This window comes from Paraburkholderia sp. JPY419, assembly GCF_050435705.1.
GTDB classification, from domain to species: Bacteria; Pseudomonadota; Gammaproteobacteria; order Burkholderiales; family Burkholderiaceae; genus Paraburkholderia; species Paraburkholderia youngii.
Genome location: NZ_JBNDKV010000002.1, coordinates 1679144 through 1694207, shown reverse-complemented (window position 1 = coordinate 1694207; position 15064 = coordinate 1679144). Strand labels below are relative to the sequence as shown.

Annotated in this window: 14 protein-coding genes; 2 read left to right on the top strand and 12 right to left on the bottom strand. The window is 65.5% G+C overall.

Going from position 1 to position 15064, the window contains the following annotated elements; all coding sequences use genetic code 11:
• Positions 1–3: 3 nt before the first annotated feature.
• The 3 genes from QFZ91_RS13925 to QFZ91_RS13915 form a co-directional block, all read right to left on the bottom strand.
• A complete protein-coding gene (locus QFZ91_RS13925; RefSeq protein ID WP_176122281.1) occupies positions 4–525 on the bottom strand; it encodes a YbaK/EbsC family protein in 522 nt (173 codons plus the stop codon).
• Between the two features lie 35 nt (positions 526–560).
• Positions 561–1487 (bottom strand): hydroxymethylglutaryl-CoA lyase, encoded by a 927-nt coding sequence (locus QFZ91_RS13920; RefSeq protein WP_368594851.1) that lies wholly within the window; start codon positions 1485–1487, stop codon positions 561–563.
• A 116-nt stretch (positions 1488–1603) separates the two neighbouring features.
• Complete coding sequence (locus QFZ91_RS13915; protein ID WP_429567562.1) at positions 1604–2545, bottom strand: 2-hydroxyacid dehydrogenase; 942 nt, start codon at positions 2543–2545, stop codon at positions 1604–1606.
• 316 nt (positions 2546–2861) lie between these two features.
• Here QFZ91_RS13915 and QFZ91_RS13910 point away from each other — a divergent pair, with 316 nt between their 5' ends.
• Both QFZ91_RS13910 and QFZ91_RS13905 read left to right on the top strand, forming a co-directional pair.
• A complete protein-coding gene (locus tag QFZ91_RS13910) occupies positions 2862–3464 on the top strand; it encodes an RBBP9/YdeN family alpha/beta hydrolase (RefSeq protein ID WP_176368312.1) in 603 nt (200 codons plus the stop codon).
• A 102-nt stretch (positions 3465–3566) separates the two neighbouring features.
• On the top strand, positions 3567–4604 hold the full coding sequence (locus QFZ91_RS13905) for a sulfate ABC transporter substrate-binding protein (protein ID WP_176383793.1): 1038 nt from the start codon (positions 3567–3569) through the stop codon (positions 4602–4604).
• 108 nt (positions 4605–4712) lie between these two features.
• Here the strand turns inward: QFZ91_RS13905 and bioB are convergent, their stop codons facing one another.
• The 9 genes from bioB to QFZ91_RS13860 form a co-directional block, all read right to left on the bottom strand.
• Complete coding sequence (bioB, locus tag QFZ91_RS13900) at positions 4713–5813, bottom strand: biotin synthase BioB (protein WP_429567561.1); 1101 nt, start codon at positions 5811–5813, stop codon at positions 4713–4715.
• 52 nt (positions 5814–5865) lie between these two features.
• Entirely contained in the window at positions 5866–6606 is a 741-nt protein-coding gene (gene bioD / locus QFZ91_RS13895) for a dethiobiotin synthase (RefSeq protein WP_429567560.1), read from the bottom strand.
• A complete protein-coding gene (gene bioF, locus QFZ91_RS13890) occupies positions 6603–7787 on the bottom strand; it encodes an 8-amino-7-oxononanoate synthase (RefSeq protein WP_429525484.1) in 1185 nt (394 codons plus the stop codon). The genes bioD and bioF overlap by 4 nt, the downstream gene beginning before the upstream one ends.
• Positions 7787–9148, bottom strand: a complete 1362-nt coding sequence (gene bioA / locus QFZ91_RS13885) for an adenosylmethionine--8-amino-7-oxononanoate transaminase (RefSeq protein ID WP_429567559.1) — start codon at positions 9146–9148, stop codon at positions 7787–7789. Before bioA ends, bioF begins: the two co-directional genes overlap by 1 nt.
• A gap of 449 nt (positions 9149–9597) precedes the next feature.
• Positions 9598–10905, bottom strand: a complete 1308-nt coding sequence (locus QFZ91_RS13880; RefSeq protein WP_429567558.1) for a dienelactone hydrolase family protein — start codon at positions 10903–10905, stop codon at positions 9598–9600.
• A 613-nt stretch (positions 10906–11518) separates the two neighbouring features.
• Positions 11519–11974, bottom strand: a complete 456-nt coding sequence (locus QFZ91_RS13875; RefSeq protein WP_429567557.1) for a YchJ family protein — start codon at positions 11972–11974, stop codon at positions 11519–11521.
• A gap of 7 nt (positions 11975–11981) precedes the next feature.
• Positions 11982–13112 carry an acyl-CoA dehydrogenase family protein gene (locus QFZ91_RS13870; RefSeq protein WP_429567556.1) on the bottom strand — a complete coding sequence of 377 codons (1131 nt, stop codon included), beginning with the start codon at positions 13110–13112 and terminating at the stop codon, positions 11982–11984.
• A gap of 33 nt (positions 13113–13145) precedes the next feature.
• Positions 13146–13823, bottom strand: a complete 678-nt coding sequence (locus tag QFZ91_RS13865) for an SDR family oxidoreductase (protein ID WP_429567555.1) — start codon at positions 13821–13823, stop codon at positions 13146–13148.
• Positions 13824–13850: 27 nt separating this feature from the next.
• A complete protein-coding gene (locus QFZ91_RS13860; RefSeq protein WP_429567554.1) occupies positions 13851–15059 on the bottom strand; it encodes an acetyl-CoA C-acetyltransferase in 1209 nt (402 codons plus the stop codon).
• Between the last annotated feature and the right edge of the window lie 5 nt (positions 15060–15064).

The following is a 15064-nucleotide window of genomic DNA, read 5'->3' as shown; positions in this document are numbered from 1 at the left end:
TGTTCAGGCCGGCTCGCGCAACGCGACATCGACGACCGGCGCGCCCGTCAGCGCGATCAGCTCCTGCGCGGTCAGATTGAACACTGCGTGCGGATGACCAGCGGCCGCCCACAGGCTCTCCAACTCGAGCAGATCGGCATCGATCAGCGTGACCGGCTCGGTCGCATGGCCGACCGGGCACACGCCACCAATCGCATAGCCGGTTTTTTCACGCACGAACTTCGCGTCCGCGCGGCCGATCTCGCCGACCTGCGCGGCCACCTTCTTTTCGTCGACGCGATTCGCGCCGCTCGCGATCACGAGCACCGGGGCGTCGTCTTCGCGGCGCCGGAACAGGATCGACTTCGCGATCTGCGCGACCGCGCAGCCAAGTCCAGCGGCCGCTTCGGCGGAAGTCTTGCCGGTTTCCGGCAGCATCACGATTCGCCCCGCGTGACCGCGCTCGCGCAGCAGCAGCGCGACGCGGCGTGCCGAGTCGGGCAGCGCGGCGAGATCGTCGGAGTCGAAGGACGCGAGGTCGTTCATCGTTGGAAATCCTGATTCAAAAATGGATGGAGCGTTTATACGCAGGTATTCGCTTCGCTGCGCGCTTTCGCGAGCAGCGCTTTGCCGGCGCGCGACACGTTGGCCCGGCCGATCGCGTTCGAAATGAAGTCGCCAATCTCGACCACCTGGGCGAGGTCGATGCCGGTCTGGATGCCGAGGCCGTTCATCAGGTACAACACGTCTTCGGTCGCGACGTTGCCGGTCGCGCCCTTCGCGTACGGGCAACCGCCGAGCCCCGCGACCGATGCATGAAAAATCTCGATGCCTTCGAGCAGCGCAGCGTAAATGTTCGCAAGCGCCTGGCCGTAGGTGTCGTGGAAGTGTCCCGACAGATGCCCGCGCGGAAACACTTCGGTCACCGCCTCGAACACTTCCCGGGTGCGCTTCGGCGTGCCGACGCCGATCGTGTCGGCGATATCGATCTCGTCGCAGCCGAGCGCCGCGAAGCGCTTGACGACGTCGACGACCGACGCGACCGGCACCTCACCCTGATACGGACAGCCGAGCGCGCACGACACGCTGCCGCGAATCCGCAGGCCATGTTGTTTCGCCGCTGCGGCAACCGGCGCGAAGCGCTCGATGCTCTCGGCGATGCTGCAGTTGATGTTCTTCTGCGAGAACGCCTCGCTCGCCGCGCCGAAGATCACGATCTCGTCGGCGCGCGCGGCGAGCGCGCCTTCGAAGCCGCGCAGGTTCGGCGTCAGCACCGAGTAGATGGTGCCGGCGCGGCGCTCGATGCCAGCCATCACATCAGCGCCGTCGGCCATCTGCGGCACCCATTTCGGCGACACGAACGACGCCGCTTCGACGTTGCGAAAACCCGCTGCCGACAGCCGGTTGATCAGTTCGATCTTGGTCGCTGTCGGCACGAATTCCTTCTCGTTCTGCAGCCCGTCGCGCGGACCCACTTCGACGATTTTCACTTGTTGCGGTAAGGCCATGATGTGTCTCCGATCCGATGCGGTTTTACCGCAGTCCCATCCAGGATGGGTGCTGCCGCATTGCTGTAATTCAGTTCAGCCCGCGCGTCTGCGACGCGCGCGGGCGTGGGAATCACCTAGTAGCCGCGCTCCACCTGCACTGTTCCGCTCACCTGCTCACCGCGCATCATCGCGCCGATCTTGTCCGCGACCTGCGCGACGCTGTCCTCGCGCAATGTCAGCGCCGACGTATGCGGCGTGATCGTGATGCGCGGCTCGCGCCAGAACGGATGATCGGCGGGCAGCGGTTCCTCGCGGAACACGTCGAGCGTCGCGGCGGCGAGCTGGCCGCTCGCGAGCGCGGCGAGCAGATCCGTTTCGAGCAGATGCGCGCCGCGCGCGACGTTGATCAGATATGCGCCGCGCGCGAGCTTCGCGAAGACTCGCGCATTCAGCACGCTTTCCGTGTCGGGTGTATGCGGCAGCAGATTGACGAGTACCTTCGCGCCGTCGAGGAAGCTATCGAACTGCACGTCGCCGGCGAACGTCGCGATGCCGTCGATCTGCTTCGCGCTGCGGCTATAGCCGCGCACCGGCAGGCCGAACGAAGCGAGCGTTTGCGCGACCTGCGTGCCGAGCACGCCGAGACCGAGCACGCCCACCGTGAACGTTGCGCGCGGATGCGGCTCGAGCACTTTCCAGCGGCGCTCGCCCTGCAGCATCTGGTATTCGTCGAAGCGGCGCAGATAGCGCAGCACCGCATGCGTGACATACTCGGCCATCTGCGCGCCCATGCCGGTATCTTCGAGGCGAATCAGCGGCACCTCGGGCGGCAACGTGCCGGGGTGCGCGCGTTCGAGCGCGAGAATCGCATCGACGCCCGCGCCGAGATTGAAGATCGCGCGCAGCGTCGTGCGGCCGGCCAGCATCTCGCGCGGCGGACGCCAGACCACCGCGAAATCGGCTGGCGCGTTGTCGCCGGGCTGCCATTCGCGCAGCTCGGCCGCGGGCAAAGCGCGCGCGAAGTCGTGCAGCCAGGCGGCGGCTTCGGTGTGCGGGGCGTAGAAGAGTATTTTCATGCGGTACGGATTGCGGCTGCGTCGATCTGCGCATCAGCGGGGCGGACTGGCAGCGCGCCTCGGCGATGGGGCGACGCGAGCGGCATCGGGTCTCCTCCCGTTATGAAGTAGGCTTCATTCTACTTTTTCGACGCAAATCGCGCGCGTCTGCGCACGGGCGTGCGCTTCGGGATGCGTGTAGTCGCGGGCGTCGAGCCCGCGCGTACCGGCGCATTTCTTCGTTTGCCCCATAACCAAAGCACAAAATCTTGGTTCATCGACGCGCGACCGAGCGGGACAATGCTTGCCCGGATTCCCTGCGCAGCGAGGCACGCACATGCTTTCATGCACCCGATCGAGCTGGCCGCCACGGCTCGTCACCGTTCCCGGCCTGCACGGCAGCGAAGGCGCGCATTGGCAAACCTGGCTGGAGCGGCAGTTCGCGCGCTCGTTGCGCGTCGAGCAGGCCAACTGGGACGCGCCCGATCTCGCGCTATGGGCAAAGTCGTTGCGCGATCTGCTCGCGCGCGAACGCGGTCCGTTCGTGCTGGCCGCGCACAGCTTCGGCTGCCTTGCGACTGCGCATGCGTTGCAGCAGGGCGCACTCGCCAGCGACGTGGTCGGCGTGCTGTTCGTCGCGCCCGCGAGTCCGCGCAAGTTCGAATTCGCGGGACCGTTCGACGCGCGACGTCTGGGCGTGCCGTCGATCCTGATCGGCAGCGAAACCGATCCGTGGATGACGCTTGCCGACGCGCGCAATCTCGCGCAGCGTTTCGGCAGCGCGTTCGTCAATCTCGGCGATGCGGGGCATATCAACACGGCGGCGGGCTTCGGTCCTTGGCCGCGTGCGAAGTACTTCGTCGATACGCTCGTGCACTGCGCCGCGCCGCTGCGCTTTCGCGAGGAGGCGATCGATACGGTGCAGCATGCGCTCGTGTGAGCACCCCGCTGCGGCGCGCGCCAGGTAAGCAATCCGTTAGAATCCCGCGTCATGCCGCGTATGCGCGGCTACAGGTTTCGATCATCGACAGACGGGGAAACAATGAAGGGCAACACGGGGACATCACGCCGGCTCACAGCGATCGTGACGGCAGGCATCACACTAGTTGCACTCGCGTTTGGCGGCGTCACGACAGCGCGCGCGGATACGTCGCTGCTGAACGTGTCGTACGACGTGACGCGCGAGCTGTACAAGGACATCAACGCGGGCTTCATCGCGGACTACAAGCAGAAGAGCGGTGAGACGGTGTCGGTGCGGCAGTCGCACGGCGCGTCGAGCGCGCAGGCACTGTCGGTGCTGCAGGGGTTGCAGGCCGACGTGGTGACGATGAATCAACCGAACGACATCGACCTGCTCGCCGAAAAGGGCCACCTGGTCCCCGCCAACTGGCGCGCGCGTCTGCCGGACGATAGCGCACCCTACACGACGACGATGGTGTTCCTCGTGCGCAAGGGCAACCCGAAGCACATCAAGGACTGGGACGATCTCGCGAAGCCCGGCGTCCAGGCGGTGATCGCGAATCCGAAGACCTCGGGCAACGGACGTTATACGTATCTCGCCGCGTGGGGTTATCGCAAGCAGCAGGGCGGCACCGACGCGCAGGCGCTCGACTTCGTGAAGGCGATCTTCCGCAACGTGCCGGTGCTCGATACCGGCGGCCGAGGAGCGACGACGACGTTCACGCAGCGCGGTATCGGCGATGTGCTCGTCACGTTCGAGAACGAAGTATCGCTCATCGATACGGGTGTCGGTGCGGGCAGCTATGAAGCGGTGTATCCGTCGCTGAGTTTGCTCGCGGCGCCGCCGGTGTCGATCGTCGATAAGGTCGTCGACAAGCGTGGCACGCGCAAGCAAGCGCAGGCATACCTCGACTATCTGTGGTCGCCGGCCGCGCAGGAGATCATCGCGCAGCATCATCTGCGTCCGCGCGACAAGAACGTCTTCGCGAAGCATGCGGCCGAGTTCAAGCCGATCAAGACGTTCACGGTCGAGCAGATGTTCGGCAGTTGGCAGAAGGCGCAGGACACGCACTTCTCCGACGGGGGGACGTTCGATCAGATTATTGTTGATCGGAAGTGAGCTTCGGGTTTAGCGTAAAAAGTAAAAGGCTGCCTCGCAAAACGAGGCAGCCTTTTTCATTCCCGCACGCTGGGCGCATGCGAGTTACCGATGCAGCGACTCCGCGACTCAATTCGCCGCGCCGTGATCCCCATGCCCATGCGCACACCCACGCTCGCACTCACTCTGCTCGACCGGCATTTGCTGCGCAGCCTCAGCGCGAATTCCCAGACGCGCGAGGAGCTTACGGTCCGCTTCCGCCTGCGGGTTGCTCGTGGTCAGCAACTGATCGCCGTAAAAGATCGAATTTGCGCCCGCGAGGAAGCACATCGCCTGCAACGCCTCGTCCATCTGTTCGCGGCCGGCCGATAGACGCACCATCGCGCGCGGCATCGTGATGCGCGCAACCGCGATCGTGCGCACGAATTCGAACGGGTCGATCGGTTCGGTGCCGGTCAGCGGCGTGCCTTGCACCTGCACCAGATTGTTGATCGGCACCGATTCCGGATACGGCTCCATGTTCGCGAGTTGCGCGATCAGCCCCGCGCGTTCGCGGCGCGATTCACCCATGCCGACGATGCCGCCACAGCACACGTTGATGCCCGCGTCGCGCACACGCTCGAGCGTGTCGAGGCGATCCTGATAGGTGCGCGTCGAAATAATCTGGCCGTAGAACTCCGGCGACGTATCGAGGTTGTGATTGTAGTAGTCGAGGCCCGCATCACGCAGCGCTTGTGCCTGATGCGTTTCGAGCATGCCGAGCGTCACGCAGGTTTCGAGGCCCATCGCCTTCACGCCGCGGATCATGTCCTTGATCGGCTCGAGGTGGCGGTCCTTCGGATTGCGCCACGCGGCGCCCATGCAGAAGCGCGTCGCGCCGTTGTCCTTTGCGAGTTTCGCCGCGGCGAGCACTTCGTCGACCGGCATCAGCTTGTCGGCCGCGAGACCGGTGTCGTGATGCACCGACTGCGGACAGTACGCGCAATCCTCTTCGCAGCCGCCAGTCTTGATCGACAGCAGCGTCGACAGTTGCACCGCATTCGCGTCGAAATGCTCGCGATGCGTTTGCTGCGCGCGAAACAGCAGGTCGTTGAACGGCAGTTCGTACAACGCGACGATATCCGCGACGCGCCAGCGCGCGAGCGGCTTCCCTTCAGTGGCGGCGGCAGTCGGATTGCCGTTGGCGGCGCTCGTGTCGGCGCTGCCCGATGCGATGTTCAGTTGTGTCATGTGATCGATCCTCGTGTACGGATGAAATGGGGTTCGGCGCTGCTGGATAGCGCTATGTCGCGCGCAATTGGCGCAGCGTTTGCAGAAGCCGTCGAATATCGAGCTGTTCGGCCGCAAGTTCCGGCGACAGCGGGCTGATATGCGGCACGATACCGAGCAGCGGCGCGTCGTACGCTTGCGCGAGATGCGTGCGAATCGACGCGATGTTTTCGTCGGCGAAGGTCATATCCGGGTCGATGCGATTCGCGACCCAGCCCGCGAGCGTGAGACCGCGCGCGGCGATTGCTTCGGCGCTCAGCAGCGCATGGCTGATGCAGCCGAGCCGCATGCCGACCACCAGCACCACCGGCAGCTTCAGCGCGACGGCGAGATCGGCGGTGTCCTGCGTCGCGGTCAACGGCACGCGAAAGCCGCCGACACCTTCGACCACGACGACCTCGGCGAGCTTCAGCGCCTCGCGATGGCACGCGACGATGTGATCGACATCGAACGAGACGTTTTCCAGCGCCGCAGCGATGTGCGGCGCAGCCGGTTCCTTCAGCAGATACGGCGTGCGCATCGCGGGCGGCAGCAGCACGCTCGACGCGGCATCGAGTTGGTCCGCGTCTTCGTTGTGCAGCACACCGTTCACTTCGAACGCGCCCGCCGCGATCGGCTTCATCGCGGCCGCTTGCAGACCTTCGCGCACGAAGCCGCGCAATAGCGCCGACGACACGAAGGTCTTGCCGATCTCCGTGTCAGTGCCGGTGACGAACAGCGACAGTGCGCCGCCATCGTTATTCGGGTTGCTCATGCGGCGCGCGCTCCGACTTGTTGCAGCGCGGCCTCGAGCCGGTCGAGATCCGCATGCGAGTGAGCGGCCGACAGCGAGATGCGCAGGCGCGACGTGCCGGTCGGCACGGTCGGCGGACGGATCGCGGGCACCCACAGCCCTGCGCGATCGAGCGACGCGGCGATCTCGAGCGTCGCATCGTTCGCGCCGATGATCAGCGGTTGAACGGCCGTATGCGAATCGACGGGCAGCCACGGCGTCGCCTTCAGCATCGCGCGCGTGCGTTCGATCAGTTGCTGCAGATGCGCGCGGCGGGCATCGCCTTCATCGCCGCCGATGATGCGCAGGCTCGCCGACACCGCATGCGCGGCCGCCGGCACCGACGCGGTCGTGAAGATATACGGACGCGCGCGCTGCACGAGCCATTCGATCACGGTCGCGTGCGCGACCACGAAGGCGCCGGAAACGCCCGCCGCCTTGCCCAACGTGCCGATCGAGATCAGATGCGGCGAGCGCAGCGCGGCTTGCGCGATCGCGCCGCGGCCTTGCGGACCGAGCACGCCGAAGCCGTGCGCGTCGTCGACGATCAGCCACGCGCCATGCCGCTCCGCGAGTTCGAGCAAACGCGGCAGCGGCGCGATGTCGCCGTCCATGCTGAACACCGTGTCGGAGACGATCACCTTGACGTCCGCCTCCGACGCTTCGAGCATCGCGCTCAACGCATCCATGTCGCAGTGCGGATAGATCTGCACATCGGCGCGCGACAGCCGAGCACCGTCGATCAGCGATGCATGATTGAGCGCATCGGAGAATAGCGTCGTGCCGCGGCCCGCGAGCGCGGTCAGCGTCGCGAGATTCGCCATATAGCCGGTGCTGAAATACAACGCGCGGGCATCGTCGACGAAGCCGCCCGCGAATGCCGCGAGATCGTCTTCCAACTGCGCATGCGCGCGCGAATGACCGCCGAGCAGATGCGAGCCGCCGCTGCCCGCGCCATACAGCCGCGCGCCTTCGGCGATCGCCTCGATCAACTGCGGATGCGCGGCGAGGCCCAGGTAGTCGTTGCTCGCAAAGCCGATCATTTCGCGGCCGTCGACCGTCATGTGCGCGGCGCAGGGTGTGTCCGCGGTGCGGCGGCGGCGGCGCAGGCCACGTGCGTCGATTTCCTTCAGGCCTTCGGCGAGTGTGTCGAGCAGATGCATCAGCGGGCCTCCGCGAGCGTGGCGTCGAAGGTGTCGCGTGTGCGCGCGGCGAGCAGCGCGAGTTCTTCGTCGTCGAGAATGTACGGCGGCATCAGGTACACGGTGGTGCCGATCGGGCGCAACAGTAGCTCGCGTTGCAGCGCGTTTTCGAAGAAGCGGCGCGAGAACGTTTTGGCTCGCTGCGAATCGTCGAGCACCGCATCGAACGCGAAGATCGTGCCGCGCTGACGCAGATTGCGCACCTGCACGTGCTCGGCGAGCGGCGCGAGCGCGGCCTCGAGCGTCGCCGATTTGCGTGCGTTGATGGCGAGCACGTCGTCGCTCGCGAACAGATCGAGCGTTGCGAGCGCGGCGCGGCACGCGAGCGGATTGCCGGTGTACGAGTGCGAATGCAGGAAGCCGCGTGCGGTGTCGTCGTGATAGAAGGCTGCGAAGATCTCGTCGCGTGACAGCACGATCGACAGCGGCAGATAGCCGCCGCTGATGCCTTTCGACAGACACAGGAAGTCGGGCCACACGCCTGCCTGCTCGCATGCGAAGAACGTGCCGGTGCGGCCGCAGCCGACCGCGATTTCGTCGGCGATCAGATGCACGCCGTACTGGTCGCACAGCGCGCGCAATCCGGCGACGTACGACGCGTCGTGCATCGCCATGCCGGCCGCGCACTGCACGAGCGGCTCGACGATCAGCGCGGCGATGCGGTTCGCGCGCGCCTCGAACAGCGCGCGCACGTTGTGGAGCGCGCGGCGCGCGACGTCGGCGGCGGTCTCGCCCGCTTGGGCGAGCCGTGCATCGGGCGACGCGACGACGTGCGCGTGACGAATCAGCGGATCGTACGCGTCCTTGAACAGCGCGACGTCGGTCACGCCGAGCGCGCCGATCGTCTCGCCGTGGTAGCTATTGGCAAGGCAGACGAATTCCTGCTTGTCCGCGTAGCCCCGGTTGCGCCAGCTATGAAAGCTCATCTTCAGCGCGATCTCGACCGCCGACGCGCCATCCGACGCGAAGAACGCGTGGCCGAGCGTGTTGCCGGTCAACGTGTGCAGACGTTCGGCGAGATCGACGGCGGGTTCATGCGTGCAGCCGGCGAGCATTGCGTGTTCGAGCGTATCGAGCTGCTCTTTCAGCGCCGCGTTGATGCGCGGGTTCGCGTGACCGAACAGATTGACCCACCACGAACTGATCGCGTCGAGATAGCGATGACCCGCGCGATCGTATAGCCATGCGCCTTGACCGCGCGCGACGGGGATCAGCGGCAGACGTTCGTGATGCTTCATCTGCGTGCACGGATGCCATACCGCGCGAAGGCTGCGGGCGACCCAGTCTTCAGGGGCGACCCGGGGGGCTGCTGAATTTTCCAAAGAGGTACTCCGAGGTGCTTTTATGCCACGCACGCGCGAGGTCGGTCTCACGCCTTTTTTGAAAGGCGTTTCCGTTTTTTCCGCAGACCTATTCCGGTCGCGAGGAACGAGCCTTGGCGAGCGCGCGGGGTCGAGATTAGCGGTTTATTTCGCCGCGCGCATCAGCTGCGAAACGCGCGTTTTTCGCCGTGGCGTCGAGGTTTGCCGCTGTTCGACGCAGCTCGTTCGACTTCGGGCTCAAAGCTCGCCAATCGACGGAGATAGCGACGTCAAAGTAATGAGCTATTACTGGCGAGAATTTGTGGTGAAGACGTGCTTTTGCACATGCGCGCCGCACGAACGGTCTAACTGTCATGGCGCAACGGCGGCCCGAATGCAAAAAGGCCTGCTGAATCAGCAGGCCTTCGACACGTCGGAACCGAAACTCGAATCCAGATGCTATGCGTACTTCACTCCCGGCTCGCAATCGCTTTCCGGCCATTCGCATCGGCATCACCCGCATCCGCCGTCTGCGAGCTCTGATTGCCCCACACGACCGAGTTATCGACTGCATACAGCCGGCACGGATCGGAGCTCTGCTTCTGGCAATTCGCCACCGCCACCGACATCGGATCGTCGCCGCCCTCGGCCCACGACCACGCGCCCGAATCCGACACCGCGAATGCGCGGCTCGGATACTGATGCAGGAAGTTGCGATAGCCATTGCGGCCCTCGTTGTCGAGGAACGGCACCGCGTCGACGGCGTCGAGCGCGGCGAAGCCGGTTGCCTGCGGCGCGGCCGGATCGGCGACGTGATACTGCACGGCCGTCGGCATGCCGGCGCGCGCGAGGAACGCTTCGACGGCCGGCCACCATACGCGCACGCCGTCGCGGTCACCGACCAGCCGATGCGCGTCGTTCTTGTACTTGCCGAAGTCGACCATCTTCACGCTCGCGCCATGCGCGCCATACGCGGCGTACATGCCGGCGACGAGCGGCGCGTTCCACACCGAATCGTTATCGCCATAGAGCCACAGCGACGGCACCGTGGTCTTCTCGCCGTATGCGCCGAATGCGCGCGTCAGATTGCCTTGCCAGTCCTCGCAGGAGTCCTGGCGCAGGCCGCCCGAGAAATTGATCAGCGCGCGCACGCCGGGCGCCGCTTCGGTGCCGTACGCAATCGTCGCGAGACCGCCATGCGACGTGCCGGCCACCACGATGTGCGTCGCGTCGACATAAGGCTGCTTCGACATGTAATCGATCGTCGCGGCGACGTCGCCGGCCTGGCCGAGGCCATTGCGTTGGACGTCGCAGCCGTCCTGCTCGTACACGCCGTCAGAGTGGCCGAAGCCCTGGCGGTTCGGCGCGACGACCACGTAGCCCCGGCGCACGAATTCGCGCGCGAACGGCAGCGGGTCGCTGCGTTCCTGGGTGCGCGGATCGCCCGGAATCTTGCCGTGGTTGAACACGATCATCGGAAACGGGCCGGGGCCGTCCGGCTTGTAGACCGTGGTTTCGAGCGTGACAGTGCCGGCGGCGTCGACCGGCACGCGGATGATCTTTTCGTTCAGGTGAGCGGTGGGCAGATAGACGTCGTCGTCGAGCGCGAGGCGCGGCACGCGGGCGCGCGACAGCGGTCCCTGGGTGTCGCTGGTCGGTGTCGCGTTGTGTGCCGAAGGCGAAGAGTAAGCGAGCGGATCGGCGTGCGCGATCGTGGCAGCACACGTGGCCGCGGCGCAGATCGCCGCACACTTCGTCAGAACCTTGCTCAACACCATTGACGCACCTGCTTGAAAGACCTGTCCTGAACTCCGTGCTGTCCGGTGGCCAAAAACGCTGCTGACGTTCAGCTTTCATTCGCGTTTTCGACACAAACAGACTCACTCGCGTGCGTAGTGCGCAAAGCGCACGCACGCAAATCGAGATCGCACGGGATGAACCCAACGGCCGACGCGACCCCACGCGCCGAGGATGAGCGTCACTCGATGCTGCCGGAGCCCGCGCGGCGCGCTTACTATCAGCGGCCGGTCAGGCTTCCTTTGCATGTTGCGGAACTGGTGTGACCCGCTCTCGCAATGTGACGTCATGAAACTACGGACTCATCCTGGCACGACAATTTTGTTTTGTGCAATCAAGGAGAACCCGCGACGAAAAAATTGCTGCGTCTGCGAATAAGGCCTCAAAGCCTTGCCAGGCAAGGGCCGGGGACATGTGGCGGGAAGCGGCGACTAAAGGTCGTGTAAGTGCTGTGGCGCGAGGCCAACGAAGGAGCCTGCGCGCGTGGAACGAAAAAAAGCCCGAACCGAGGGTTTTTATGAATTTTGTCGAGAGCGAGAGGCAGGCATTAGAAAGCCTCGACGCGTAATGCAGCGATCACTTAATCAGCGCCTGCTACTCATTGACGTCTCCGTCTACATAACGCCAGCGACCATCATCGCCACGCAGGAAGCGGCTCAATTCATGCAGCCGATGCGCACGTCCCCCCACTTTGTAGCGGGCAATGAATTCGACGGTCGCGTGATCGGCATCGTTTTCGGCGAACGCTTTGATCTGCAGTCCGAGCCAACGAGGCGCGTCGGGTGCGGTGGGATCGACGTCGAAATCGGCGGGGCAGGTGCGGGGGTCCCACGTCGCGCGCAGGTAGTCAATTGCACCGAGCACGTACGCGCTATAACGCGAGCGCATCAGTTCGAGCGGGCGCGGCGCCGCTTCGCCGCCGTCGATATAGCGGCCGCAGCATTGTGCGAAACGCGGGGCCTTGGTCGTGGTGCCTGGGCGTGCGGCGGGCGCGGCGCCGCCGCATGGACAGTCGACAGGTCTTTGCGGTGACAACAATGGCTTATTCATTGAAATTTCAGTTGAGCGCGCGAGCGATCAGGATCTTCTGGATATCGCTCGTGCCTTCGTAAATCTGGCACACGCGCACGTCACGGTAAATCCGCTCGACCGGGAAGTCGCTCAGATAACCGTAGCCGCCGTGAACCTGCAACGCGGCCGAGCAGATGCGCTCGGCCGCTTCGGAAGCGAACAGTTTTGCCATCGCGGCTTCGGTTAGGCACGGTCGGCCCGCGTCCTTCAGCGACGCAGCGTGCCAGATCAATTGACGCGCGGCTTCGAGTTGCGTGGCCATGTCGGCCAGACGGAACTGCACCGCCTGGTGCGAGAACAGCGGCGCGCCGAAGCTCTCGCGTTCTTTTGCGTAAGTCAGCGCCGCTTCGAACGCGGCGCGCGCCATGCCGACGCTTTGCGCAGCGATGCCGATGCGCCCGCCTTCGAGCCCTGACAACGCGATCCGGTAGCCTTCGCCTTCCGCGCCAATCAGGTTCGCTGCCGGCACACGGCAGTCCTCGAACACGATCTGCGCGGTGTCTGACGAATGCTGGCCGAGCTTGTCTTCGACACGCGCGACTACGTAGCCCGGCGTGCTGGTGGGCACAATGAACGCGCTGATGCCGCGTTTGCCGGCGGTCTTGTCGGTGACGGCCATCACGATCGCGACGTCGCCGTTCTTGCCGCTCGTAATGAACTGCTTGACGCCGTTCAGCACGTACGCGTCGCCATCGCGCGTCGCGGTAGTGCGCAGCGCCGACGCATCCGAGCCCGCTTGCGGCTCGGTCAGGCAGAACGCGCCGAGCATCTCGCCGCGCGCGAGCGGCGTGAGCCAGTCGCGCTTCTGCGCGTCGTTGCCATAGGTGAGCAGAATGCTGCACACGGGGCAATTGTTCACCGAGATCGCGGTCGACGTGCCGCCATCGCCGGCCGCGATTTCTTCGAGGATCAGCGCGAGCGCGAACGCGTCCATGCCGGCGCCGCCATACGCGTCGGGCACCAGCACGCCATAGGCGCCGAGCTCGGCGAGCTGCCGGTGCACGTCGCGCGGAAAGGTGCGCTCGCGATCCCATTGCGCCGCGTACGGCGTGATCGCTTCGCGCACGAAGGTGCGCAGTGCGTCGCGCACCATCAGGTGATCCTGGTCAAGCACCATGAGTGTGTCTCCGATCCGATGCAACCCGGTTGTCTACCAGTCGAGCTGCGTACCGTCGTGCTGAACGAAGCGGCCGTGGAACGCGTCGCGCGATGCCGCCGCCTGCGCCAGCACCTCGCGCATGCCCGCGACGCTGCGCGCCGGATCGAGCGCGGCCTGCGCGCCACCCATGTCGGTGCGCACCCAGCCGGGATGCAGCGACACGCAGGTCGCGCGTTGCGCGTCGAGCGACGCGAGCTTCAGCACGGCGTTCAGTGCCGCCTTGCTGGTGCGATACAGCCAGCCCGTCGTGCCGCTCGCATCGGCGATGCTGCCCATGCTGCTCGAAATCACCGCGAGCACGCCGTCCGTTTCCTCGACGAGCGGCAGCAGGATCGGCAGCAGCTGCATCGGGCCGCGCACGTTCGTATGCATCACGTGATCGAAGTCCTCGGCGGTGATCGTCTCGATCCCTTCGGTGCGCGGACCGTACACGCCCGACACCACGATCGCGACGTCGAGCCGTTCGCCGTCGAGCTTCCAGCCGAGCGCCGCGATTTCTTCGGGCGCGGTGACGTCGAGCATGAAGGTTTCGGCGCCGAGCTCGTTGAGCGCGTCGAGCGCGGCGCCGTCGCGCGCGGTCGCGAGCACGCGCCAGCCGCTCTTTCTGTACTGCCGCACGAATTCCTGGCCGATGCCACGCGACGCACCGACGATCAACACTGTTTTCATCGTATTCCTCGAAGTTTGGTCAACGCTTCAGATCAGTTCGATACCCATCGCGGTCGCCTCGCCGCCGCCGATACACAGCGACGCGACGCCGCGCTTCAGACCGCGATTCTTCAGCGCGCCGATGAGCGTAACCAGAATGCGCGCGCCCGAGGCGCCGATCGGATGGCCTAGCGCGCATGCTCCGCCGTTCACGTTGACCTTGTCGTGCGGCAGATCGTGCTCTTTCATCGCGGCCATCGTGACGACCGCGAACGCTTCGTTGATCTCGTACAGATCGACGTCGCCGGCGCGCCAGCCGTTCTTCCCGAACAGCTTGCGGATCGCGCCGACCGGCGCGGTGGTGAACTTCGCGGGCTCCTGCGCGAACGTCGAATGACCGACGACGCGCGCGAGCGGTGTCACGCCGAGCCGCTTCGCGGTCGACTCGCGCATCATCACCAGCGCGGCCGCGCCGTCCGAGATCGATGACGAGTTCGCCGCCGTCACGGTGCCGGTCTTGCTGAACGCAGGCTTCAGCGTGGGGATCTTGTCGAGGTTGGCCTTGAACGGCTGCTCGTCGCGCGCGATCGTGACGTCGCCCTTGCGGGCCGCCACCGTAACGGGCGCGATTTCCCAGTCGAACGAGCCGTCCTCGTTCGCGCGTTTCGCGCGGTTCAGCGACTCGACCGCGAACGCGTCCTGCGCCTCGCGTGTGAAGTCGAACGACGCCGCGCATTCCTCGGCGAACGTGCCCATCAGACGGCCTTTGTCGTACGCATCTTCGAGGCCGTCGTAGAACATGTGGTCGATGACCTGGCCGTGGCCCATGCGCATGCCGCCGCGCGCTTTCGGCAACAGATACGGCGCGTTCGTCATGCTTTCCATGCCACCCGCGACGATCACGTCGAGCGAGCCCGCAGCCAGCATGTCGTGCGCGAACATCGCCGCGCGCATGCCGGAGCCGCACATCTTGTTGACCGTCGTGCAGCCTGTGGCGAGCGGCAGACCCGCGCCGAGCGCGGCCTGGCGCGCGGGCGCCTGGCCGAGGCCGGCGGGCAGCACGCAGCCCATCACCGCTTCGTCGATCTGCTCGGGCTTCAGACCCGCGCGCTCGACGGCCGCCTTGATCGCGACCGCGCCGAGTTGTGGCGCGGTCAGCGACGCGAAGTCGCCCTGAAAGCCGGCCATCGGCGTGCGCGCCGCGCTGACGATCACGATCGGATCGGCATGGATATCACTTTGAATTGCGTCACTCATGTTTG